Source organism: Arthrobacter sp. zg-Y916 (genome assembly GCF_020907385.1).
Lineage (GTDB): Bacteria > Actinomycetota > Actinomycetes > Actinomycetales > Micrococcaceae > Arthrobacter_B > Arthrobacter_B caoxuetaonis.
On record NZ_JAJJOD010000009.1, the window covers coordinates 98,368 to 121,439 of the forward strand.

At 65.1% G+C, this 23,072-nt stretch carries 24 protein-coding genes; 6 read left to right on the forward strand and 18 right to left on the reverse strand.

All coding sequences use genetic code 11. The features are described 5' to 3' along the window. Window positions 1-96: 96 nt before the first annotated feature. Entirely contained in the window at window positions 97-780 is a 684-nt protein-coding gene (locus tag LOC59_RS13845) for a ScbR family autoregulator-binding transcription factor (protein ID WP_331460471.1), read from the reverse strand. Window positions 781-923: 143 nt separating this feature from the next. Between LOC59_RS13845 and LOC59_RS13850 the strand changes: the two genes are divergently transcribed. Continuing rightward, window positions 924-2,474 carry a long-chain-fatty-acid--CoA ligase gene (locus LOC59_RS13850; protein ID WP_229972659.1) on the forward strand — a complete coding sequence of 517 codons (1,551 nt, stop codon included), beginning with the start codon at window positions 924-926 and terminating at the stop codon, window positions 2,472-2,474. Between the two features lie 33 nt (window positions 2,475-2,507). On the opposite strand, the gene LOC59_RS13855 is transcribed toward LOC59_RS13850, so the two are convergent. Both LOC59_RS13855 and LOC59_RS13860 read right to left on the reverse strand, forming a co-directional pair. Then, window positions 2,508-3,434, reverse strand: coding sequence for a cytochrome b/b6 domain-containing protein (locus LOC59_RS13855; protein ID WP_229972661.1), 927 nt, complete (start codon window positions 3,432-3,434; stop codon window positions 2,508-2,510). Between the two features lie 155 nt (window positions 3,435-3,589). Next, entirely contained in the window at window positions 3,590-4,606 is a 1,017-nt protein-coding gene (locus tag LOC59_RS13860) for an EamA family transporter (RefSeq protein ID WP_229972663.1), read from the reverse strand. A 102-nt stretch (window positions 4,607-4,708) separates the two neighbouring features. Between LOC59_RS13860 and LOC59_RS13865 the strand changes: the two genes are divergently transcribed. Further along, window positions 4,709-5,284, forward strand: coding sequence for a CGNR zinc finger domain-containing protein (locus LOC59_RS13865; RefSeq protein WP_227896446.1), 576 nt, complete (start codon window positions 4,709-4,711; stop codon window positions 5,282-5,284). A 182-nt stretch (window positions 5,285-5,466) separates the two neighbouring features. Further along, window positions 5,467-5,898, forward strand: a complete 432-nt coding sequence (locus LOC59_RS13870) for a hypothetical protein (RefSeq protein ID WP_229972664.1) — start codon at window positions 5,467-5,469, stop codon at window positions 5,896-5,898. On the opposite strand, the gene LOC59_RS13875 is transcribed toward LOC59_RS13870, so the two are convergent. From LOC59_RS13875 to LOC59_RS13895, 5 genes are all read right to left on the reverse strand, one after another. Next, window positions 5,895-6,281 (reverse strand): hypothetical protein, encoded by a 387-nt coding sequence (locus LOC59_RS13875; RefSeq protein WP_229972666.1) that lies wholly within the window; start codon window positions 6,279-6,281, stop codon window positions 5,895-5,897. The two genes, LOC59_RS13870 and LOC59_RS13875, sit on opposite strands and share 4 nt — an antisense overlap. Window positions 6,282-6,343: 62 nt before the next feature. Next, window positions 6,344-6,934 (reverse strand): DUF308 domain-containing protein, encoded by a 591-nt coding sequence (locus tag LOC59_RS13880; RefSeq protein WP_227915947.1) that lies wholly within the window; start codon window positions 6,932-6,934, stop codon window positions 6,344-6,346. Window positions 6,935-6,986: 52 nt separating this feature from the next. Next, window positions 6,987-8,345 carry an MATE family efflux transporter gene (locus LOC59_RS13885; protein ID WP_227896379.1) on the reverse strand — a complete coding sequence of 453 codons (1,359 nt, stop codon included), beginning with the start codon at window positions 8,343-8,345 and terminating at the stop codon, window positions 6,987-6,989. Next, entirely contained in the window at window positions 8,342-9,595 is a 1,254-nt protein-coding gene (locus LOC59_RS13890; RefSeq protein ID WP_227896380.1) for an MFS transporter, read from the reverse strand. The genes LOC59_RS13885 and LOC59_RS13890 overlap by 4 nt, the downstream gene beginning before the upstream one ends. Next, the gene (locus LOC59_RS13895) at window positions 9,588-10,517 is read right to left on the reverse strand and encodes a DUF4031 domain-containing protein (RefSeq protein ID WP_229972668.1); all 930 of its coding nucleotides are present in this window, start codon (window positions 10,515-10,517) and stop codon (window positions 9,588-9,590) included. Before LOC59_RS13895 ends, LOC59_RS13890 begins: the two co-directional genes overlap by 8 nt. A gap of 148 nt (window positions 10,518-10,665) precedes the next feature. Between LOC59_RS13895 and LOC59_RS13900 the strand changes: the two genes are divergently transcribed. Continuing rightward, window positions 10,666-11,766: an exo-alpha-sialidase gene (locus LOC59_RS13900; protein ID WP_231713763.1), complete on the forward strand. Its 1,101-nt coding sequence runs from the start codon at window positions 10,666-10,668 to the stop codon at window positions 11,764-11,766. Continuing rightward, the gene (locus LOC59_RS13905) at window positions 11,766-12,059 is read left to right on the forward strand and encodes a MoaD/ThiS family protein (RefSeq protein WP_227896382.1); all 294 of its coding nucleotides are present in this window, start codon (window positions 11,766-11,768) and stop codon (window positions 12,057-12,059) included. The genes LOC59_RS13900 and LOC59_RS13905 overlap by 1 nt, the downstream gene beginning before the upstream one ends. 71 nt (window positions 12,060-12,130) lie before the next feature. Here the strand turns inward: LOC59_RS13905 and LOC59_RS13910 are convergent, their stop codons facing one another. Continuing rightward, window positions 12,131-12,847 (reverse strand): LysM peptidoglycan-binding domain-containing protein, encoded by a 717-nt coding sequence (locus LOC59_RS13910; RefSeq protein WP_229972670.1) that lies wholly within the window; start codon window positions 12,845-12,847, stop codon window positions 12,131-12,133. A gap of 417 nt (window positions 12,848-13,264) precedes the next feature. On the opposite strand from LOC59_RS13910, the gene LOC59_RS13915 reads away from it, so the two are divergent. Beyond that, on the forward strand, window positions 13,265-15,256 hold the full coding sequence (locus LOC59_RS13915; RefSeq protein WP_227915935.1) for an APC family permease: 1,992 nt from the start codon (window positions 13,265-13,267) through the stop codon (window positions 15,254-15,256). On the opposite strand, the gene LOC59_RS13920 is transcribed toward LOC59_RS13915, so the two are convergent. The 9 genes from LOC59_RS13920 to LOC59_RS13960 form a co-directional block, all read right to left on the reverse strand. Then, on the reverse strand, window positions 15,253-15,873 hold the full coding sequence (locus tag LOC59_RS13920; protein ID WP_227896385.1) for a hypothetical protein: 621 nt from the start codon (window positions 15,871-15,873) through the stop codon (window positions 15,253-15,255). The genes LOC59_RS13915 and LOC59_RS13920 overlap by 4 nt on opposite strands. Window positions 15,874-15,914: 41 nt before the next feature. Continuing rightward, window positions 15,915-17,297: a replicative DNA helicase gene (dnaB, locus tag LOC59_RS13925; RefSeq protein WP_227896386.1), complete on the reverse strand. Its 1,383-nt coding sequence runs from the start codon at window positions 17,295-17,297 to the stop codon at window positions 15,915-15,917. Between the two features lie 552 nt (window positions 17,298-17,849). Continuing rightward, on the reverse strand, window positions 17,850-18,299 hold the full coding sequence (gene rplI / locus LOC59_RS13930) for a 50S ribosomal protein L9 (RefSeq protein WP_055242872.1): 450 nt from the start codon (window positions 18,297-18,299) through the stop codon (window positions 17,850-17,852). Window positions 18,300-18,317: 18 nt separating this feature from the next. Further along, window positions 18,318-18,557 (reverse strand): 30S ribosomal protein S18, encoded by a 240-nt coding sequence (gene rpsR, locus LOC59_RS13935; RefSeq protein ID WP_007269381.1) that lies wholly within the window; start codon window positions 18,555-18,557, stop codon window positions 18,318-18,320. A 103-nt stretch (window positions 18,558-18,660) separates the two neighbouring features. Beyond that, on the reverse strand, window positions 18,661-19,218 hold the full coding sequence (locus LOC59_RS13940; RefSeq protein ID WP_191745394.1) for a single-stranded DNA-binding protein: 558 nt from the start codon (window positions 19,216-19,218) through the stop codon (window positions 18,661-18,663). Window positions 19,219-19,285: 67 nt separating this feature from the next. Beyond that, window positions 19,286-19,591 carry a 30S ribosomal protein S6 gene (gene rpsF, locus LOC59_RS13945; protein ID WP_066300367.1) on the reverse strand — a complete coding sequence of 102 codons (306 nt, stop codon included), beginning with the start codon at window positions 19,589-19,591 and terminating at the stop codon, window positions 19,286-19,288. A gap of 213 nt (window positions 19,592-19,804) precedes the next feature. Beyond that, window positions 19,805-21,082, reverse strand: coding sequence for a M18 family aminopeptidase (locus LOC59_RS13950; RefSeq protein WP_227915929.1), 1,278 nt, complete (start codon window positions 21,080-21,082; stop codon window positions 19,805-19,807). 141 nt (window positions 21,083-21,223) lie between these two features. Beyond that, a complete protein-coding gene (locus LOC59_RS13955; protein WP_227896389.1) occupies window positions 21,224-22,099 on the reverse strand; it encodes an ABC transporter permease in 876 nt (291 codons plus the stop codon). Further along, the gene (locus LOC59_RS13960) at window positions 22,096-23,055 is read right to left on the reverse strand and encodes an ABC transporter ATP-binding protein (protein ID WP_227896390.1); all 960 of its coding nucleotides are present in this window, start codon (window positions 23,053-23,055) and stop codon (window positions 22,096-22,098) included. The genes LOC59_RS13955 and LOC59_RS13960 overlap by 4 nt, the downstream gene beginning before the upstream one ends. Window positions 23,056-23,072: the final 17 nt, after the last annotated feature.

Here is a 23,072-nt window from a genome sequence, read left to right on the forward strand (position 1 = left end):
GCGTTGCAGGATGCGGACTACCGGCTTCCTCACAGTACCCCCCACAGCCCAGAGCTTAAGGGGTGGAACGGTTTAAAACAAGGCGGATGACCGGTTTTATGCGCCGGTGGTTTTTCGGATCAGCTCACGGGAAGTGTCCCGCACGTCGTCGGAGACGACACCGGGCAGGAGCATGGCCCACATCTCGTCCACCCGGCGCAGGAGGTCAGCCCGATCCGTGAGAACGGCCGAGACGATGTGCACCCCGGTGAGGGAGGAAACGACGAACCGCGCAAGGGAGTCCGGATCCAGGTCGCCGCGAAGCTCTCCGCGCTGCTGGGCCTCGCGGGCCAGCCGGCCCATGAGGGCAATCCAGTCCTCATAGGGCTGGCGGACGTCCTCGTCAAAGGAGGATGCCTCCAGCGTCAGGCGCGATCCAGCACGGACCATGGGCTCGGTGAGGAGGTTCGCTGCGAAACGCCGGCACATCAGGATCATCGATTCCAGCGGCGGAAATCCCTGCTTGAGCAACTCTTCATTTTGCGCGGAGACGAACGAATGCTGTTCGGTTATGACCGCCCTGGCAAGGTCTTCCTTGGACGGGAAATGGAAGTAGAGGGCACCTTTGGTGACTTTGGCCCGGTCGGCCACCTGGCTCAAGGAGGCGCGGCCGTAGCCGTACTCCTCAAAAACCAATGCTGCCCCCGCGAGAATGGCATCGCGCGTGGCCTTGGCCCTGTCCTGCAGATCTCTGATGGCGGTTCCTTCGCTATGGACTTCCCCCCAGGTTCCAAGGTAGATGCAAAGTGATAGATATCGAAAAGGGTTACGGCAGAACGAAGGGTGGGAACAGGAATTCCGTGATCTTCCATTCCGGAGACCGGCGCCGGTTGGTAGCCTCGGGGCACTGTGGCCGCATTGCGCCCGATCAAAGGAGATCGTCCATGCCCAACCTCGCCGGCATTCTTCCCGACACCGCCGCCCGGCTTCCGGACCACACGGCCCTGAAGATCAACGACACGGTGATCAGCTACTCCATGCTGAACGCCATGAGTTCCAAGGTCGCCGGGCTCCTGCGGGCCCGCGGCGTGCAGCGCGGGGACAGGGTGGCGCTGATGATGCCCAACATTCCTCCGATGGCTTCGGTCTACTACGGCGTCCTGCGCTACGGTGCCGTCGTCGTCCCCATGAATCCCCTGCTCAAGGGACGGGAGGTCGCCTACACTCTCCGGGACTCGGGCGCGGGGCTGCTCTTCGCCTTCGAACTGATGCTGCCTGAGGCCAATGCCGGAGCCGAAGAAGCCGGCGGAGTGGACGTCATTCCAGTCAACACCGGCAGTTTCCGGCAGCTGCTGGCCGACTCGGAATCGGATGAGGCAGTAGCCGACGTCGACGGCAGTGACACCGCCGTCATCCTCTACACGTCCGGAACCACCGGACGGCCGAAAGGGGCAGCGCTAAGCCATGACAACCTCCTGAGCAACGCGGAAGTGGCCTCCAATCTCCTGGACACTGGAGAAAACGATGTAATCTTCGGCGGGCTGCCCTTCTTCCACGTCTTCGGCCAGACGTCAGCCCTGAATGCCGGGGTAATGACCGGAGCCAGCATCAGCCTGCTGCCCCGGTTCGACGCCGGTGCCGCACTGGAGATCATCGAACGGGACAAGGTCACCATCTTCCAGGGTGTACCGGCCATGTATATCGGCATGCTGCGGCACCCGAACGTTGCCACCACGGACAAGTCCTCAGTCCGCGGAGCCATCACCGGCGGATCAGCCATGCCGCTGGAAGTCCTGCGGGAATTCGAGGAAGTATTCGGCACGGATCTGCTGGAGGGGTACGGCCTCTCAGAGACCTCACCGATCGTTTCCTTCAACCTGCCGGGGGACAACCGGAGGCCCGGCTCGATCGGCAAACCGGTCTACGGCATGGAAGTACGGGTGCTCGACGGCGAAGGCCACGACGTACCCATCGGCGGGATCGGGGAAATTGCCGTGCGCGGCCTCGGCGTCATGAAGGGGTATTGGAACAATCCCGAAGCCACCGCGGAAGCGATTCCGGACGACTGGTTCCGCACCGGGGACCTCGGCCGGTTCGACGACGACGGAAACATCTACATCGTGGACCGCAAAAAGGACATGATCCTGCGGGGCGGCTACAACGTGTACCCGCGCGAGGTGGAAGAAGTCCTCTACGAACACCCGGCGGTGGCGGAAGCTGCCGTCGTCGGCATGCCGGACGAGCTCAACGGTGAAGAGGTGGCAGCGGTGATCGGCCTCAAGGCGGAAGCCGTGCCGGCCACCGATGAAGCCCGCCAGGCCCTGGCCGACGACATCCAGGCCTTCGCCAAGGACCGGCTGGCCGCTTATAAGTATCCGCGGCGGGTGGTGTTCACCGATGAACTCCCGAAGGGTCCCACCGGGAAAATCCTCAAGCGTGAAATCCGCGTGGAACCAGCCGGCTCAACGATGCCGGCGGAAAGCCTCGAAACCTAGGCCGAACCGTCCGGAACGGGAATGGATCCGCGCTTACCGGCCGACTTTGCCGGTAAGCGCGGCCACGGGCCGCAGGAAGACGGGCCGTGCCGCAACCCAGGCCGCCACCATGATGACCACTGAAGCAGCGAAGAACCAGAAGCCGGTCCATCCGGTGCCGTCGGACGCCGCGTACATATGGTTCAGGTTCCTCAGGGCGCCCGTCGCCAGCACCAGCGTGACGTGCGCGATGATGAAGAGCACGAAGTAGATCATGACGGGGAAGTGCAGCGCCCGGGCCGCTTGGATCGGGAAGGCCCGGTTCAGCCGCGGTGCCTTGGCGGGCCACGACGGCGACATCCGCAGGCCAGTGAGGATGGCCAGCGGCGCGGCGATGAAGACAATGGAGAAGTAGGAGAGCAGCTGGAGGGCGTTGTAGCTGACCCAGCCGCTCTCGGTCGGCCAGTCCAGCGAGGCGTACTGCAGGGCTGTTGACGCTGCATTCGGGAAGATGTCCCAGCTGGTGGGGACCAGTCGCATCCACTGTCCGGTCGCGAACAGCAGGACATAGAAAAGCAAGCCGTTCAGCACCCAGAGGACGTCAAGGCTGAGGTGGAACCACAGGTCAAGGCTCATGCGCTTGGGCTGGTTCTTCGTGCGGATCAGGCCTTTGTTGTTCCTGGTCCAGGACCCGATGGACCGCTGCCGCGTCCGGATCATCCATCCGGACCGGATGATCAGCAGGAGCAGCAGGGAGTTTAGGAAGTGCTGCCAGCCCACCCAGGCCGGGATTCCAACGGGCGCACCATCGGGCAGCGTCGAGTGGCCCGGATAGGCAGCCAGGAAATCCTGGGCTCCGGGCGTTTCCCTCAGCCAGCGTGCAGCGAGCACCACGGCTGCCAGCAGCAGCAGGGCCGCGGGGACCATCCAGGCCAGCTTGAGCCAGCGGGAACGGGCCGCCGTGGCAGCGGTGCGGCTCATGCGGCACCCGCCGCGCCAGTCCGGCCACGTGATCCTGCTCCGGGGCACAGCGCCGTGCCCACCGGAGTGGATAGGTAAATCTTCACGGTTCCCCCGTATTGTCGTGCCGCTTTTTCTGTTTTGTCCTGCCGGGCGAGCCTACCCGAAATGGTGCCCTACAGGCGCCGGCTTCCACCCGTTTGAGGTGGTGCTTCCAGGGGAAATGCCTCGCCGCCAAGCGCCGGAACATCCGTGTGCTTGTCCGTCCTGACCAGGATCAGGCCCGTCACGATCAAAGCTCCTCCGACCATCTGGACAGCTCCCGGCAGTTCGGACAGCAGGAGCCAGGCCCACAGCACGGCAAAGAGCACTTCTGTCAGCGACACGAAGGAAGCAACCCTGGGCCCGAGGGCGCGGGCGGCGATGATCCCCGTGACGTAGGCGAGCACGGTGGAGAGCAGCACCAGACCGGCCAGCGGGACCCACCAGCGGGTCACCCAACCGGCCAGTTCCACGTCCTGGGTGGTGAATCCGGTGGGCAGCACCCCTGTGAGTCCCAGGAGCACCATGGACGCCGCCCCGACCAGCAGGCCGCCGGCAGTGAGCACCAGCGGCGGAAGGGTCTCGTTCTGCTTCGCCGTAATGAAAAAGTACATCGCCAGGCACACGGCAGCTGCCAGCCCCCAGATGACCCCGATGGGGTCGACCCGAACATCTCCGGCCAGGTCCAGTACCAGGACCAGGCCGACGACGGCGGCCGCCGCTCCCAGCATCGTCGCCGTCCCGGGACGGCGGCGGGTTCGGAACCACATCCACAGCACGATCAGCACCGGTGCAAGGAACTCCAGCAGCAGCGCCACGCCCACTGAGAGCCGTTCGACGGCATTGAAATAGAAGAACTGGCAGCCGGCGACGCCCACCAGGCCGAACAGGACGATGGTCTTCCAGTTCTGCCTGACCTGGTACCAGCGGCCGTGGAGGGCAATCAGGGCCGGAACCAGAAGCACGGCGGCGGCCCCGCCCATCCGGAAAGCGACGGCCGTGGCCGGGGTCCACCCTGCTTCCATCAGGGATTTCGCAAAGGAGCCCGAAAGTCCGAAAACCGCGGAAGAAAGGAGGGCGATGAGGATGCCGGAAGCTCCGGCAGCGGCAGCCGGGGGCATTGCTCCCGGACCGGATGTGGACTGAGCCATGGTGGACCTTTCGAGGTGGCAGGCCCGCTCCCCCATGGATCATGTCACGAGCTAAAAGGGCCTATGCTTGTGACACTAAGGCGGGCAATGTCAGGAGTCAAGATGGTTTTCGCTTATGACACAGAGGTAGCGCTGGCGAGCGCCGCCGCACTGGTGAACACCGCCTTCCTCGACCCCGATCCGCTGGCCGACGACCCCGGCCTCACCCTGTTCCTGGAACAGGAGCGTTTCTCGGGATCGCGGACGCATACCGCAGCCGAACGGCAGGCGGTGCAACGGCTGCGCACCGACCTGCTGCAGTTGTGGGACAGCAGCGAGGAAACGCTTGCCCAGGGGATCAACCGCCTGCTGGCCAGCTCCCAGGCACTTCCCCAGCTGGTCCGGCACGACGGCTGGGGCTGGCACCTGCACTGCACGCCCCCCGATGCGGACCTGGCTGACCGGATGGCGACGGAGGCCGCCATGGCACTTGCCGACGTCGTCCGGGCCGGTGAACTGGAACGCCTCCGGATCTGCGCCGCACCGGACTGCAGCGGCGTCCTGATCGACCTGTCCCGCAACCGGTCCCGCCGCTACTGCGGGACGGGCAACTGCGGCAACCGCGAAAATGTGCGCGCCTACCGGCGTCGGCTGGCGTCGAACCTGCTGGAAAACCAGCAGCCCTACGGGTTGCCGTAGCAAGCTTCGCCCGCCACTCTGACGGTCCGGTTAGCGGCGGTGCAGGTCGCGGCGGCCGGCACAGCAAGCGGAAGGCAGCCGCCGAAAGCACCAGCCTGCCTATGATCCGGCACCGGCGGCGTCCTAGACTTGTCGGGTCGAGCAGTACGGCGCCTGTTGACACCTGCCTCCAGGAGCGCCTCATGGAGCACAAACTGCGGTCTGCCGTTCCTCCCCGTACCGCCTGGATCCTGATCGGAGCGAGTGTCCTTTTTTGGGTCCTGTCTGCGCTGGGGCTGCTGCAAATGCCCGCCTCAGTGCCGCCGATGCTGATGTTTTTGTGGCTGTACCTGAATGCCTTCGCAATGCTGGCCAGCACTGTTGCCGTTGCCGCAGCCGTGGCAGCACTGGTATTGCACCGCCGCAGCGCCGGGCCGGCAGATGCCAGGGAAGCTCCGGCCGTGACGTCCCTCGATGCAGCCGAAGAAACCGGCCTGGATCAGCTGCTGGGAGACGCCCCGCCGGCTGTGCAGCCCACCGTCGCTCCTGCGGGAAAAGGCGGACGCCGGCAAACCGGCCGTCCATCGCGCCGCAAACGGAAGAAGCGCCAGGGCTCCGGACCTAAGCCGGACTAAGCGTCGGTGCCCGGTTTCCCGGGAACATCGGCGGCGTCAGGATCCCCCGGCGTTTCGCCGGCCGGTTTCTTCTTTTCCGGGGCACCAACACTTCCGGCACCGCCCGGAATCTTTGCCGAGGCACGGTGGACACCGGAGCCTTCACTCAGGTGTTCCGGGTTCGGCTTTTCCGTCATCAGCAGAAGGGAGGAAATCAGCAAAGAGGCGATGAAGGCGATCCCGGCGGCCGTCAGGCCGAGGTCCACCCGAAGCTCCTTGGTGGCGCCGCCGGTGGCGAAGATCATGGTGGTGATACCGGCGATCACGGCCAGGACTGCGGAGAAAACCAGCGGGGCCTTCACGGAATTCCGTTTCTGGGTCCCACCGGGCTGGCTCTTGGCCACTATTTGTCCTCCTGCGTTGTCGACTGGCGGTCTTCTACCCCAAGTAGAAGCCGCGGATAGTCCTAGTTTACGGCCTGTGAGTGTTCCGTCGATTCCGGCGTCAGGCTTGCGTCATGACGCAGCCCCAGACCCGAAATCGCCAGGACCACGGCAATGATCACGGCGGAACCGCCGCTGACGCCCAGGAGTGCCCGGACGTGGGTGCCCTCAGCCAATGCCAGGAAGAGCGGCATCAGCACGGCGGCACCGACCGCTGCGGCACCGGTAATGAGCCAGTCACGGGCCGGTGTGAACGTCTTGCGGACGCGGAACCAGAACACGAGTTCAATGAGGCCGCCCACCAGCAGGGCAGCACCGGCCACGTAGGCGAACACAGTGGTGGACTGCACTGCGGCCACCACGATGCCTGCCGCCGCGTAGACGACAGCTGACACCAGCAGAGCCCCCGGGACCCGCGCGATGTCGCAGGAGCGGGCCAGGGAAGACATGCGCCAGAGGCTGACACCGGTCAGCAGGAGGTAGGCGGCACCTGCGGCGGCCAAGACAGCCAAAGTGGGGTCCTGCCAGAAGATCGTGATCCCGCCGTACACAGCAGCAATGGCGGAACGGAGAAGGATCGGGCCCCAAGGTGCCTTGGAGTGGGGTGCGCCCACGGTAAGCCTCCGCTTTCAGGTTGGTGGTCGGCCGGTCCGGCCGATCATTAGCTTAGTCCTTTGTCCTGGCCGGTGCCGCACCGGTAACCATCCAGGCTTCGCCCCGGGCGCGCAGGGTGAGGGTCACCGCCCGCGCGGCCATATAGCCAAGTCCGAAAGCAGCCCACAGCCACGCAATGCCGGAGCCGCCCTCCAGGCCGGACGAGTGGACCCACCACAGCAGGGGCAGATAGGCGAGCAGGTTTACAACGCCCGTGAGTGCCAGGTACTTCGCGTCACCCGCACCAATGAGGACGCCGTCCAGGACGAACACCAGCCCGCAGATGGGCTGGGCCGCAGCCAAGACCCACAGCCCTGCGGTAAGTGCCTGCTGCACGCCGGTATCCGGGGTGAAGATCCAGCCCACGAACGGGGCGGACACCGCGAGAAGCAGCCCGGTGAGTACGCCAAACCCGATCCCCCACACCGACATTTTGCGGGTCAGGGCACGGGTCAGCTCTCGGTTCCCGGCACCAAGCTCCTTGCCGATCATTGCCTGGGCAGCAATGGCCAGCGCATCCAGCGCGAAGGCCAGGAACGTGAAGAACGTCATAACCAGCTGGTGGGCTGCCAGGGACACCGGCCCCTGCGCCGTGGCGACCAGGACGGCCGCCAGGACAGCGATCCGCAGGCTGAGCGTGCGCAGCATCAGCCAGGAGCCGACGTGCATGCTCGCAGCGATTCCGGCACGGGACGGCCACAGCGGCACGGATTCCCGTTTCGCCATGCGTCCCACCATCACCAGGTAGACCGCGGCCATTCCGCACTGGCTGATGCTCGTGCCCATCGCAGCGCCCGCGACGGAAAGATCGAGCCCGTACACCAGCAGGAAGTTCAGTGCGATATTCACGCTGAAGCCCGCAACCGCTACGACCAGGGGAGTCCTGGTGTCCTGCAGTCCGCGCAGCACCCCGGTAGCTGCCAGCACCACCAGCATCGCCGTCAGTCCCGGCATGGACCAGCGGAGGTACTCCACCGCATAGCGGTGCACCTCGCCGTCAGCGCCCATAGCTCCGGCCAGCCAGGGAGCAAGGAGGATCCCGGCCAGCGAAAGCACTGCGCCAAGGATGACCGCCAGCGCAATTCCGTCACGGCCTGCGGCTACAGCTTCACGCTGCCGGTTTCCGCCGAGGTACCGGGCCACCGTGCCGGTGGTCGAATAGGCAAGGAAAACCATCAGGCCGACGGCGGTCTGCAGCACCGTGGAGGCCAGGCCAACACCGGCGAGCTGGTTCACTCCCAGGTGCCCGACGATCGCTGCATCGGTCAGCAGGAACAGCGGCTCCGCGATCAGTGCGCCAAGCGCCGGAAGCGCCAGGGCCAGGATTCGCCGGCCGAGTCCGCTGGTGGTTGCCGGGGTCCGCGTTGTCACGTTTCCAGCCTACGGCTGGCCGGCTTAGGCCGCAGTTCGTGCTCCCGCTTGCCGGGGAGGGTCGCTGCCAGGACGGCTGCGAGGAGCATCAGGAGCCCTACGAACCCAGCCAGGGCGGGCCAGCCCGCTGATTGGAAGAACAGTCCGCCGGCCCATCCGATCAGGCTGGAGCCGCCGTAATACGCCAGGTTGTACAGCGATGAGGCCTGGGCTTTTCCTTCGGAAGCGAGCACCGGTACCCAGCCGGAGGCAATGGCGTGCGCTCCGAAGAAGCCGGCGGTAAAAATAATGAGCCCCGTGATGACGGCAGCCAGGGACTCGAACAACGTGACCGCCAGGCCCGCTGCCATGACCGCCGTACTGGCAAGGAGGACGTTTCGGCGCCCGCCGGCCAGCATTCCCGCAGCCTTCCCTGCTGCCCGTGAGGACCACGTCCCGGCCAAGTACGCCAGGAACAGGGAGCTGGCCAGGGCCTGCGGGAGGTTGAACGGCGGGAGGCCCAGCCGGAAACCGAGATAGTTGTACACAGCCACGAAGCCGCCCATTAAAAGGAACGCCTGCGCGTAGAGCACCAGTTGCCGGCGTGATCGCAGGTTTACCCCAAGGCGGGCTGCGAGTCCGGGGCCGCCTTTCTGCTTGGGGCTCGGGCTCCAGCCGCGTTGCCGGGGCGCAGACAGCATAAAAACAACGGCGGAGACCGCTGCCAGCAGGCTCACCGCCGCAACACCGATACGCCAGTTGGAATATTCACTCACCGGAGCTGCCACGATGCGGCCTGCGAGACCGCCGATGGTCGTTCCGGACACATACGTCCCCGCGGCGACGGCGGCGTGAACCGGGCTGACTTCCTCACTGAGGTAAGCCAGCGCGACGGCGGGGATTCCGCCGAGCGCCGCGCCCTCGACAAAGCGCAGCAGCAGCAGGACGGAGAAGTCTGTGGCGAGAGGTACCAACAGTCCCAGGACCACAGCGGCAATGATCGCGGTCCGCATGACGGGCAGCCGTCCGAATCGGTCTGCGGCAGCGGACCAGGGGATGACGGCGGCAGCCAAACCCAGGGTTGCCGCCGAGACGCTCAGGGCCGCGGTGGCTGCGCTGATCCCAAAGTCCTCGGACAATTGCGGCAGCAGCCCCTGAACGGAGTAGAGCTGGGCGAAAGTGGCCAGTCCAGCGGCAGCCAGGCCGACCAGGACGCCGCGGTAACCAGCACTGCCCTTCGGATGTCCGGTGAAGCCTGACGGATTAGCCACGCGAGGCACTTCCGCCCTCGGTGCTGCTCTCCGGTACGGACAGGCCTGCGTCGGCGGGAGCCAGGACGGCCAGTTCGCGCGCCAGGTTGGATCGCGCTGCCTCTCCCCAGAGTGCCTCGGCACGGCCGGTACGGAACACGGTGCCATTTCCGAGGAGCGCCTGGAGCACGGTGCGGCGACCGGCACGGAATGCATCCTCCTCGACGTGTCCGTATTCCCGCCGGATGTCGGCGGCATAGCGGTCATACGCTTCGGCGCTTTGTCCCAGCACGGACAGGTCCGCGTCACAAAGAAGCGCCCCGTGCCGATCGTCCGGTTCCGGATCGTGGCCGGCTGTGAGCCGGACGAGTCGGGCTGCTTCCTCCACCTCGCCAGCGCTGATGCCCGCTTCGGGCAGCAGCGTCTCGGCCAGTACGGCCGAGGACTCCTCGTCCCTTCCGGGAACGCCGTCGTACACAGCGTCGTGGAACCAGGCCGCCAGCAGCACCGGACGGTCGGTTGCCCCCAGGGTGTGCAGTGCTTCGAGGACCTGGAGCAGGTGCCGGCGGTCGTGGTAGCGGCGGTGCGGCTCTCCCCACCGGTTGAGCAGCTCCGCACCCACCTCGTCGGCGCCGGGAACCAGGGAGTCCCAGCGCCGGCGCAGCGGATGTACCAGGGAGGCAGCCCGTTCCCGTGCGGGGATGCGGAGCCCTCCGGCGATCAGCGCACGGACCAGTGTCCGCCCGTCGACCGCCCGCGCTCCGGCTCGGACCAACTCCTCGTAGCGGTGCTCCGGAACGTCGTAGTGGTCCTGGTCAAAGGCACGGCGCGGGATACGGGCCGCTGCGGCAAACTCGTGCAGCTCTTCCAGCGAGGTGTCTGAGACCAGGTGGGAAAAGCAGGTGTTGTGAGCAGGCCAGAGCGGCGGATCGATGTAGATCAAGCCGGTTCACTCAGGTGGATAACAGGGACCATTCCTCCATGCTTAGTCCACAGCGTGCGTATTTTCCATCTGGGAAGGTTCCCGCAGCAGATAATCCGCATTTGGCATCCCCTTGTCCGGCCGCCGGCTGGATGGTCCAATATCAGCCATGAGCCCAAGCCAAGACACGGTACTGGCCATCGGCACCCGCAAGGGGCTGTGGCTTGCCCGGAGCGCAGACCGGAACACGTGGGCGCTCAGCGGCCCGCACTTTCTAATGCATGAGGTGGCCAGTGTGGGAATCGACACGCGCACTTCACCTCCGCGCATCCTGGCGGGCCTTTTGTCGCCGCACTGGGGTCCCACGGTGGTGATCTCCGATGACCTGGGTGAAACGTGGTCAGAGCCCGAGGCGGGCGCCATTACGTTTCCCGAAGGGACCGGCGAGTCGCTGGGACGCATCTGGCAGCTTCAGCCCGATTCAGAGTCGCGGCCGGGCGTCGTGTGGGCGGGCTGCGAACCCATCTCTGTATGGAAATCCACCGACGGCGGCAACAGCTTTGAACTCAACCGTCCATTGTGGGACCACCCGCATCGGCCGGACTGGGGCGAGGGTTACGGCGGAGCCGCAGCCCACACTGTGCTGCCCAGTCCGGCGGATGACACAGTGCACGTGGCGATCAGTTCGGGCGGGGTGTACCGCTCGAATGACTCCGGTGGAAGCTGGCAGGCCCGCAACCAGGGAATCTCTGCGTATTTCCTTCCCGACCCGGATCCGGAGTTCGGCCAGTGCGTACATAAGATAGCGCGGGATGCCGAGGACCCCTCACGGCTCTATGCGCAGAACCACCACGGCGTGTACCGGTCCGATGACTCCGGGGACACCTGGGTATCCATCGCCGACGGGTTGCCGGCTGACTTCGGATTTGTCATGCTGGCCCATCCACGGCGGGGAGGAAGCATCTGGACCGTCCCGCTGGTGGCCGACGGTGAACGCATACCGCCGCAGGGACAGCTGGCGGTCTACCGCAGTACTGACGCCGGCACGTCCTGGACCCGGCTGGACTCAGGGCTGCCTGCGGCGGAATACAACGCCATTCTTCGCGACGCCGCCGGGCTGGACAGTGCGGAACCGGTCGGAGTGTATTTCGGCACCAGGGCAGGAGACGTGTACGCCAGCTCCGATGAAGGAGAGACCTTCACCCTGGTGGCCACCAATCTGCCGGACGTGCTGTGCGTCCGCGCAGCACCCACGGGAATGGCTGGCTGATGCCATCAGGGGAGATCCGGGTCCTGCTTCCTGCCGTGCTCGCTCCGAGCGCCGGAGGCAAGTCTGAACTGAGTGTGCCCGCCGGCGACGGGCTGACTGTCGGGACGCTGCTTGACGGACTTGGAGACCGCTTTCCCGTTCTGGGACGGCGGATCCGCGACGAAACCGGATTGGTCCGGAAGTTCGTGAATATATACGTCAACGGCGAGGACATCCGCTCGCTTGACCGGCTGCACAGTCCCGTGGCCCCGGGCTCTGAAGTGCTGGTCCTTCAGTCCATCGCGGGCGGCTGATCCGCAGCTGGGCACTTAACGGCAGAAGGGCAGGACACCCGCAGGTGTCCTGCCCTTCCAGAGCTGCTCTATTAGGCAGGCAGCTGGATAACCTGTCCGGTCAGGATCAGGTCAGGATGGATGATGGTATCGGCGTTGGCTGCGTAGAGTGCCGGCCAGCCACCTTCGATACCGAGCTTCTCGGCGATGCCGGACAGGGTGTCACCAGCCTGCACGGTGTAGGTTTCGCCGCTCAGTGCCGGAGCCGGAACCTCAGCCACAGGGGCCGGGACCGGGGCGGCGACGGGAGCCTCTACCGGAGCGGGAGCCTCTGCCGGAGCCGGAGCCGGAGCGGGCTCGGTGTAGGTCTCGACCGGAACGGAGTAGGTCTGGACCTCGGGCTCGGCGACGGGAGCCTGCTCAACCGGAGCGGCCTGAGCAGCCTGGGGGTTCGCGGTAGCACCAGTCATGCCCAGCTTCGCGGTGCAGGCAGGCCACGCGCCGGGGCCCTGTGCTGCAAGAACGCGCTCGGCTACGGCAATCTGCTCCTCACGGCTGGCGTCGGCCGGGTTGCCGGTGCCGCCGAAGGCTGCCCAGGTGCTGGGCAGGAACTGCAGGCCACCGGAGAAGCCGTTACCGGTGTTGATGCTCCAGTTTCCACCGCTCTCGCACTGTGCCAGGGCGTCCCAGTCCATCGATGCAGCGTTGGCCGGAGCGGCCATTCCGGTAAGGCCGGCAGCGCTGGCACCAGTGATAACGGCGGCGGCAAGTCCACGACGAACGTAACGGGTGATCTTCGAGTTCTTCATTAGCTGTGTCTGCTCCTCAGGGCCCACCTGCGCTCCATCCGTCCCCGGACTTCATTACGACGTCGCCGACCCTCGACTGTTAGAGGTCTGGTTTCAGGTATTCCCGCCGCGGCGACATAGAGGTGGCGCGGGATACCGTGCATGGTTCGGGGCGTCAACATCAGAACGATGTCCGCCAGCCGGATCAAATCAGCTCTTGAGGACCCGGCGGTCCGCCCGTCATTCGGGCTATATCCAAGCTAGGAAAGACTCGAATCGATATCAAACCGAGACCTTGCAAACAGAACCGTAACCATGCTTCACTCCCGCGTGTTCATGCGGATCGAGGGGCCTAATGTGTACTTCGCCACGTGGGCTCCCAGACCGGCTCTCCGGGCGTCTGGACTTGGATCTCCAAGCGGTCTATGGTTTGACCTCGTGCTCACATTCTTCAATGCGCTGAAGCGCATTCTGGTGGGGCGTCCGTACGGCAATGAACAGCTCTCGCACACTCTCCTGCGCAAGCGGGTGGCATTGCCGGTCTATGCGTCGGACGCACTCTCGTCCGCGGCCTACGCGCCCGATGAAATCCTCCTGACCCTCGCGCTGGCGGGGGTCGCCGCGGTGACATTGTCCCCGTGGGTGGGCCTGGCCGTCATCATCGTGCTGCTCACCGTAGTGGCCTCCTACCGGCAGAACGTCCATGCGTACCCCTCCGGCGGCGGCGATTATGAGATCGCCAGCGAGAACCTCGGGCGGCGGGCCGGCCTCACCGTGGGATCCGCACTCCTGGTGGACTACGTGCTGACCGTTGCCGTTTCCATGTCCTCAGCCGCGCAGTACCTGGTAACGGCTGTCCCTGTGCTGCACGGCCGGCAGGGCCTGCTGGCCGCAGCGGGGGTACTCATCCTCATGCTGGTGAACCTGCGCGGAATCCGGGAAGCCGGAAAGGTCTTCGCGTTACCCACCTACCTCTTCCTGGCCTCCGTGCTGGGAATGTGCGCCGTGGGTCTCATCCAATCCGCCACCGGGTCGCTGGCCCAGGCCCCGTCTGCCGAATTCGAACTCCTTCCGGAAGCCGGCATGGACGCCGGACTGACGGGACTGGCCGGCGCCTTCCTGCTCCTGCGCGCCTTCTCCTCCGGAGCCGCCGCACTGACCGGCGTCGAAGCGATCAGCAACGGCGTTCCCACCTTCCGCAAGCCCAAAAGCACCAACGCCGCCACCACGCTGCTCCTGCTGGGCGGTCTGGCAGCGCTCATGCTGGCTGGAATCCTGGCCCTGGCCAGCCTGGCCAAGGTCCACTTCGTGCAGGACCCGGCCACCCAGCTCCTGCTGAACGGGGAGCCGGTGCAGGGGTACATCCAGCACCCGGTGATCAGCCAGCTGGCAGAAACGGTTTTCGGTGACGGGTCCCTCCTGTTCTACATAGTGATTGCCGCCACCGGGCTGATCCTCGTCTTTGCCTCCAACACGGCTTTCAACGGCTTCCCCATCCTCGCCTCCGTCCTCGCGAAGGACGGGTACCTCCCGCGGCAGATGCGCACCCGCGGCGACCGCCTGGCCTTCAGCAACGGCATCATCGTCCTTGGGCTGGCGGCCCTGCTGCTGGTCCTGGTGTTCAACGCGGACGTGACGCGGCTGATCCAGCTCTACATCGTCGGGGTATTTGTCTCCTTCACCGCCAGCCAGCTGGGAATGATCAGGCACTGGACCGCCAAGCTGCGCACGGAGCGGACAAAGGAAGTACGGGCGCGGATGAAGCGCTCACGCGTCATCAACGCCTGCGGGTTCGGCATGACGGCGCTGGTCCTGGTCATCGTGATCGTCACGAAGTTCGAACACGGTGCCTGGATTGCGCTGCTGGCAATGGCTTTCCTGTACGTGGTCATGAACGGCATCCGCACTCACTACCAGTCCGTTGCCGAGGAACTTCGTGTGGAGGAAGACCCCGAACTCCTGGCCCTGCCCAGCCGGGTCAACGCCGTGATCCTGGTATCCAAGGTGCACAAACCCGTGCTGCGGGCCCTCGCGTACGCCCGGGCCTCCCGGCCCTCCAGCCTGAACGCGATCATTGTGGACCTGGATCCGGAGGAAACGCAAAAGGTGATCGATGACTGGGAGCGGCTGAGGATCCCCGTGCCGCTGACGGTACTCTCATCTCCGTACCGTGAAACTGTGTCCCCGGTCCTGGCCTACCTGCGTGAGGCACGCCGCAGTTCGCCGCGCGAACTCTTCGTCGTCTACATCCCTGAGTACGTCGTCGGCCGCTGGTGGGAGCAGCTTGTCCACAACCAGACTGCCCTGCGAATCAAGGCGCGCCTGCACTTTGAGCCCGGCATCATGGTTGCCAGCGTCCCGTGGCAGCTGGCCTCCAGCCGGGATGCCGCTGCCAACCCTGCTGCTGGCGGCGGAGAGCCCCGTCTCTAGGCCCGCGGCAGCCCGCGCCCCGCGAGGACGGACTGGTAGGCGTATTCGGTAAGGCGCCCATCCTGCGCTGCCTGGACGACGGCGTCGAAGGACCCATCGCCCTCCTCGCTGTAAGGGAAGTGGATCAGCTCTGCGATGAGTTCCCATTCTTCGGCGATGCTGTCAATCAGCTCGCCGGGGGTCTCCTCCGGGCCGGGGCCTCCCCCAAGAACGGTCCACGCCTGCTTGGGTACGCGGTAGGACTCAAGCCGGCCCAGGTCCGCTTCCAGCTCGTCCAGGGACGCGTACCTTGTCTCCGCCCCGGGAGGCACCGAGCCGTCCGGGGTGGCGAGCTGGCTGACGAATCCCGAGCTGACCGGATACACCGACGTCGGGACCGGCTCCCCTTCCTCCAGGTAAGCCGGGAGCTGCGAGGGCATCCAGTACCAGCAGTCACCCTGGTCCAGTCCTCCGGGCTGGTTACGCTCACTGATCCAGCCGCGGGCGGTCAGCAGGGCGTCTCCTTCGTCGCTCACGAAGGACTCGGCGTCACCGAATATCCGGTTCGATTCATGCTGGCTCCGGCGCGCCTGGCTCTTTTTGGCGGCGGCCTTCTTGCGGGGTTTGGACTTTGGCACGGTATTGCTCCTGTGGGGCTTCGGCTGGACGCGCGGTCCGGCTAGAAGCCGGAGCCGCCTTCGACGGCCATGTTGGAGAAGCGTGAATAGTGGCCCTGGAAGCCCACGACGATCGTCTTGGTCGGACCGTTACGGTGCTTGGCCACGATCACGTCTGCTTCACCGGCGCGCGGGGATTCCTTGTCGTAAATGTCTTCACGGTGCAGCAGGATCACCATGTCGGCGTCCTGCTCGATCGATCCCGATTCACGGAGGTCGGAGACCATCGGCTTCTTGTCGGTGCGCTGTTCGGAACCACGGTTCAGCTGGGACAGCGCGATCACGGGGACGTCGAGCTCCTTGGCGAGCAGCTTGAGGGCACGCGAGAACTCGGAGACTTCCTGCTGGCGGGACTCCACCTTCTTGCCGGACGACATCAGCTGCAGGTAGTCCAGGACCACCAGTTTGAGGTCGTGCCGCTGCTTCAGCCGGCGGCATTTTGCCCGGATCTCCATCAGGGACATGTTCGGGCTGTCATCAATGAACAGCGGGGCGTCGTTCATCCGGCCCATGGTGGTGGCAATCTTGCCCCACTGCTCATCCTTGATGGTGCCCTTGCGCAAGTCCTGCAGGCCGATTGTTGCCTCGGCAGAGAGCAGGCGCATGGCGATCTCATTGCGGCCCATTTCCAGGGAGAAGAACACGGTGGTCATGTTGTTCTTGATCGCCGCGGAGCGGGCAAAGTCGAGTGCGAAGGTCGACTTACCTACGGCCGGTCGGGCCGCGATAACGATCATCTGGCCGCCGTGCAGGCCCTGGGTGAGTTCATCGAGCTCGTAGAACCCGGTGGGGACGCCGATCATGCCTTCGCCGCGGTGGCCGGCGGACTCGATCTCATCGACGGTGCCTTCGATGATGTCCTTCAGCGGAACATAGTCTTCGGCTGTCCGGCGTTCTGCCACGGCATAGACCTCGGCCTGCGCCGCGTTGACGATGTCGTCAACCTCCATGCCGTCGCTGGAGTAGCCCAGCTGGACGATCTTGGTTCCCGCGTCCACCAGCCGGCGCAGGACTGCGCGTTCCCGGACGATCTCCGCGTAAAAACCGGCATTTGCGGCGGTCGGCACGGACTGGATCAGCGTGTGCAGATAAGCGGGACCGCCAATCCGGCCGATTTCACCGCGTTTGGTCAGCTCATCCGAGATTGTCACCGCATCCGCTGGTTCGCCGCGGCCGTAGAGGTCGATGATGGCCTCGTAGATGGACTCATGGGCGGGGCGGTAGAAGTCCACCCCCCGCAGCACCTCGACGCAGTCGGCGATCGCGTCCTTGGAGAGCATCATGCCGCCGAGGACAGACTGCTCGGCTACCAGGTCCTGCGGCGGAGTGCGGCCAAAATCGGAGTTGCGGGTCGATTCAGCGGCATCCGCCTGTGCAAGCGACACTATGGCCACCCTTTCCAAAAACGTTAGATCCATGGACCCGTCCGGCGGGCGCCCGTGTTGGCAGGACTGACTCAGTCCTAGCAGGCGGCACTGACAGCACCTCGCGCGCGGCACCGCCCTCGCCGTAACCATTTCCGGGTGCACCAATGAGGGAGTCCACCGCAACCGTAGCCCCGTATGGCTGCCTCAACAAACGAGTTGTCCACAGGCGGTGTGGATACCGTGTGCATAACTGGGCGTGTCTTGTGCACAGGATGGGTATAAGGCTGTGGATAACAAAATAGTTTTGCCCAAAACAAGGCTGTGACTAGGCGTTATGTTCGTCCACACCTGTGCATGACCACCTTTTTTGGTCAACATTCACCCTCAACCTTCAGGTTGACACCGGCAGGAAACGGGCATATGGGGCCCTTTATCCACAGTCGATATCCACATACTTGTGGAATTACTGGCGCTACTTAGGAAAGGAAGCCTGCGAATCATTCCCCAAGCACGCAAAAACGCCCCCCGCCACAGGCGGAGGGCGTTTTTCATCACGCTGTGCGCAACGTACTAGCTGGCAACGACCTCGAGGTCGATGACGGCTGCGACGTCGTCGTGCAGGCGGACGTTGGCCTGGAAGGAACCAACCGACTTGATGTGCGTCGGCAGTTCAACCTTGCGCTTGTCGATGCTGCCGAGGCCGGCGGCCTCAACAGCAGCGGCAACGTCAGCGGGCTTGACTGTACCGAAGAGGCGTCCGGACTCGCCGGCCTTGACGGTCAGCTTGACCGGCTTGGCGGAGAGAGCAGCGGCCTGCTTCTGGGCATCTTCCAGCGAAGCGTGCTCGCGCGCGGCGCGGGCAGCCTTGATGGACTCAACCTGCTTTTCGCCGCCCTTGGTCCAGGTCAGGGCGAAGCCGCGGGGCACCAGGTAGTTACGTGCGTAACCATCCTTTACCTCGACGACGTCACCTGCAGCACCGAGACCGGTTACTTCGTGGGTCAGAATGAGCTTTGCCATGAGTTAGGTTCCTTTCCTTTAGCCGCGGCCAGCGCCGGAGTAAGGCAGGAGTGCAACTTCACGGGCGTTCTTGATTGCCTGTGCGATCTTGCGCTGTTCCTGCACGGATACGCCAGTTACGCGACGAGCGCGGATCTTTCCGCGGTCGGAAATGAACTTGCGCAGCAATGCTACGTCCTTGTAGTCGATGACAGTGATGTCAGCGGCCTTCAAGGGATTGGACTTTGGTTTGGGCTTGCGAAGTTCAGCCTTAGCCATCGTGGAGCTCCTTATGTCTAGTGGAGCCCGTGGATTCATTCCACGGGATGGGCTCGACGGCGGTTGCCGTCAGAGGTTGGCGCCTTGCGGCACCAGGTACTGCTTAGAAGGGCGGATCGTTGGAATCCGGGCCGGCTCCCCAGCCGCCTGAGTTGCCGCCCGCAGGGGCGCCCCAGGGATCGTCCGCAGGTGCGGACTGCTGCTGCTGCTGGCCGCCCCAACCGGAGTTGGAGTTGCCGCCGAAGCCGCCGGAATTTCCAGCATTTCCACCGAAGCCACCGCCACCGCCGCCGGAGCGCTGGGTGCGGGTGACCTTTGCAGAGGCGTACCGGAGCGAGGGGCCGATTTCATCGACCTCGAGCTCCATGACGGTGCGCTTCTCGCCTTCTTTGGTCTCGTATGAACGGGACTTCAGGCGGCCCTGGCAGACGACGCGGGTTCCCTTGGTCAGGGATTCGGCGACGTTTTCCGCAGCTTCACGCCAGACCGACGCGCGGAGGAACAGCGTTTCGCCGTCCTTCCATTCGTTGGACTGCCGATCGAAGGTGCGCGGCGTCGAGGCAATGGTGAAGTTCGCCACTGCCGAACCGGACGGGGTGAACCGGAGTTCCGGATCATTCGTCAGGTTTCCGACCACGGTGATCGTTGTCTCGCCTGCCATGTATGCCTCCTGGTGTCTCGGCCCGGGTGAGCGGGCCTTTCATTGACGAATAAAGGGTGGGCCGAAACTACTCGGCGACAACCTTCTGGTCTTCGGGGCGGATGATCTTGGTGCGCAGGATGGTCTCGTTGAGGCCAAGCTGGCGGTCAAGTTCAGCAGCTGCTGCAGGGCTGGCGGTGAAGTTAACCACCGCGTAGATGCCTTCAGCCTTCTTCTTGATTTCGTAGGCCAGGCGGCGACGGCCCCAGATGTCGACCTTGTCGACGGTTCCACCGTCGTTGCGGACAACATTGAGGAACTTGTCGAGCGAAGGCTCCACGGTACGCTCTTCGACCTCGGGGTCGATGATTACCATCAGTTCATAAGCACGCATTTGTGAACCCACCTCCTTTGGGCTATACGGTCACGGTATTTCCGTAACAGGAGGTTCTTTAGCGTTGTCTTTGCTCCCTGCGGCGGCGGATTACCCGCAGCACGCACAGAACCTGCCAGCCATAGCCGACAGCACAGACTCCCCTATCCTATCGGATTTTCACCGGGGCAAAGTTCACCTGTGGACGGGTATCCGCCCCCTGCGCTCCTCCGGCTAGCGGGTGAAGAAAAGCTCCGCGGCCTGGGAAAGCCGGTACGGATCGCTGACACCGGCCATCTCGCGGGCCGAATGCATCGAGAGCAGGGGAATCCCGACGTCGATGGTCCGGATCCCCAGCCGTGTCGCCGTCAGCGGCCCGATGGTGGAGCCGCAGGGAATCGAGTTGTTCGAGACGAACTCCTGGTAGGGCACCCCGGCTTCCCGGCACAGCCCGGCCCAGTACGCAGCGCCCGGTGCGTCGGTGGTGTACCGCTGGTTGGCATTGATCTTCAGCAGCGGGCCGCCGTTCAGGACCGGCCGGTTGGCGGGGTCATGGCGTTCGGCGTAGTTGGGGTGCACGGCGTGGCCTGCGTCGGCGGAGATGCAGAACGACGCCGCGAACGCGCGCTGCGCTTCGACGGCACCGGCGCCCAGCCCGGAGCTGATCCGCGCCAGGACGTCCTCGAGGAACGGTCCCGCAGCGCCTGACCGGCTGCCGGAGCCGACTTCCTCATGGTCGAAGGCGGCCAGGACGGCAATCGACCCGCCGGCCTTGGCGGCGGCAGCTGCCTCCAGCGCCTGCAGGCCGGCATGCACCGAAGAGAGATTGTCCAGCCGGCCGGAGGCGAAGAACTCCGCATTGGCGCCAAAGACCTGGGCCGGCTGGGTGTCGGCGGCAACGACGTCGTACCCGCCGATCTCCTCCCGGTCCAGGCCGGCCTTGGCTGCAAGGAGTCCCAGCAGGTCCGCTGACGAAGGATCACCCAGGCCCCAGACAGGATTCATGTGCTGCTGCTTATCCAGCAGCAGGCCCTCATTCACTGCGCGGTCCAGGTGGATGGCAAGCTGCGGGAAGCGCAGCAGCGGACCGGTCGCAACCAGGTGCTCGACGCCGTCGAGCGTCACCAGCCGTCCGGCCAGCTCCAGCTCCCGGTCCAGCCAGGAGTTCAGCAGCGGCCCGCCGTAGACCTCCACGCCCGCCTGCAGCCAGCCGAACTTTCCGGTGGTGGAGGAAGGCTTGAGCTTGAACGTGGGCGAGTCGGTGTGGGTGCCGAAGATGTTAAAGCCGGTGGTCGGCGTGGCGTCCTCCGGAACGATCCAGGCAATGAAGGCGCCGTCGCGCACCACTGCATAACGGCCGGGTGCGGCCGGCCAGTTCGAGTCTTCGCGCAGCTCCGTGAAACCGGCGGCCGCGAGCCGGTCCGCTGCGGTCCGCGCGGCGTGGAAGCTCGACGGCGAGGCGGCAACGTATTCGGCCAGGTCGGTGACGTGTTCGTGCGGCGTTGGATTCATAGTCCGATTCAACCAGAAACCGGGACCGGGAACGGGAAGCGGCGGACATAACAGTGGAGGGGAGCGCGGCCGTTCATCCGCGTTCCCCTCCACCGGGTTTATGCAGCCCGGCCTTTGGCAGCCGGGCGGGCCTGTCAGGTCCTAGACGTCCCGGACCTTGTTCACAACCAGCGATGCGATCAGCAGCAGGAGGGCCCATCCACCCAGGACGAGCCCGCCCTCTAGCTGGTTCAGGGCACCGTCGGAAATGCTGGTGGCTACCAGCTGGGTTCCGGCACTGCTGGGAAGGAAGCGGGCGGCGTCGGGAATCCAGTCCGCCAGCCCGGAGATCAGCTGAACGATCACCGGCAGGACGAAGAGCACGCCGATGATGGTGACGACGCCGCCGGCCGTGCTGCGCAGCAGGGACCCGGTAGCAACACCCATCACCGCGATTGCGGCCAGGAGCGTTCCGGTGTTGATGATGCTGGGCAGTACCCAAGGGGCGTCCAGGCCGAAGTCAAGGTTCTCCGGTGCCAGCAGGGGCTGGCTGATCAGGAAGCTGGCAAAAGCCCCAACGACCCCGATGACGAAGGCAATAACCGCAGTGATAATTGCCTTCGCGAGCAGCGCCGGCGTGCGGGTGGGAACTGCCACCATCGTGGAGCGGATCATTCCGGTGCTGTACTCGGAGGCAACAAGGACCACAGCGAGGGCCGCAATCAGGAGCTGGCCGAACAGCACGCCCGAGGCTGGTGTGTCATAGACCATGGCCTGCAGGTCCATGCCGGATCCAACGCCCATGGCCGGACCCATCGCGGGATCGTCCGAGAGCATCTGGGCGGTCGTCGCCCAGCTCCAGGCAACAAGTGCCGCGATCCCCACCATGACCACCAGCGTGGTAGCCAGCAGGATCACAGTGGAAGGGACCGTGGTCACCTTGATCCACTCAGAGCGCAGGATCCGGGCGAAGTTCACGCCGCTGCCGTCGGGACGGGCTGCTCTGCGCGTGGGCGCGGGCGCGGTTGCGGTGCTCATGCTCGGGTTCCTTCCACAACAGGCTCGGCTGCTGCAGCCGGTTCCTGGCTAAATCCGTGGGACTTGTATTCAACGTCGTCCCGGGTGAGTTCCATGTAGGCGTCTTCGAGCGAGACCTGGATCGGAGTCAGTTCCGTGAGCAGGATCCGGCGGTCCAGCGCAATTTCCGCGATGGAGCGTGAATCGGCGCCGCTGATTTCGAAGAGCCCGTCCTCAATGCGTTTGATCTCCGCGCCCTGTCCTTCAAGGACCGGCAAGAGATCGGCAGCGTTGTCGGTGCGTACCCGGGTGCGCTGGCGTCCGCCGCCGTCAATGATTTCCTGGATCGGGGCGTCGGCGATGATCCGGCCGCGGCCAATGACGATCAGGTGGTCCGCCGTGACGGCCATTTCGCTCATCAGGTGGGAGGAGAGGAAGACCGTGCGGCCCTCGGCTGCCAGGCCGCGGGCCAGGTTGCGGACCCAGAGCACGCCTTCGGGATCGAGACCGTTGACGGGTTCGTCCAGGATCAGGGTGCTGGGATCCCCCAGCATTGCGACGGCGATGCCGAGCCGCTGGCCCATGCCCAGGGAGAAGCCGCCAACCCGCCGCTTCGCCACGGACCCCAGCCCGGTCAGCTCAATGACCTCGTTGACGCGCTTGTTGGAGATGCCGTGGGTCGCGGCCATGGCGCGCAGGTGGTTGTATGCCGAGCGGCGGGTGTGGACTGCCTTGGCGTCCAGCAGCGCACCCACTTCATGCAGCGGTGCCTTGTGCCGGGCGTACGGTGCACCGTTGACGGTGACCGTGCCGGCGCTGGGCCGGTCCAGTCCCACGATCATGCGCATGGTGGTGGACTTGCCGGCACCGTTCGGGCCCAGGAAGCCGGTGACTTTGCCCGGCTGGACAGTGAAAGAAACGTTGTCGACTGCCGTTTTGGCGCCGTAGCGTTTCGAGAGGCCGTGTGCCTCGATCATTGGAATCCTCATGTTGG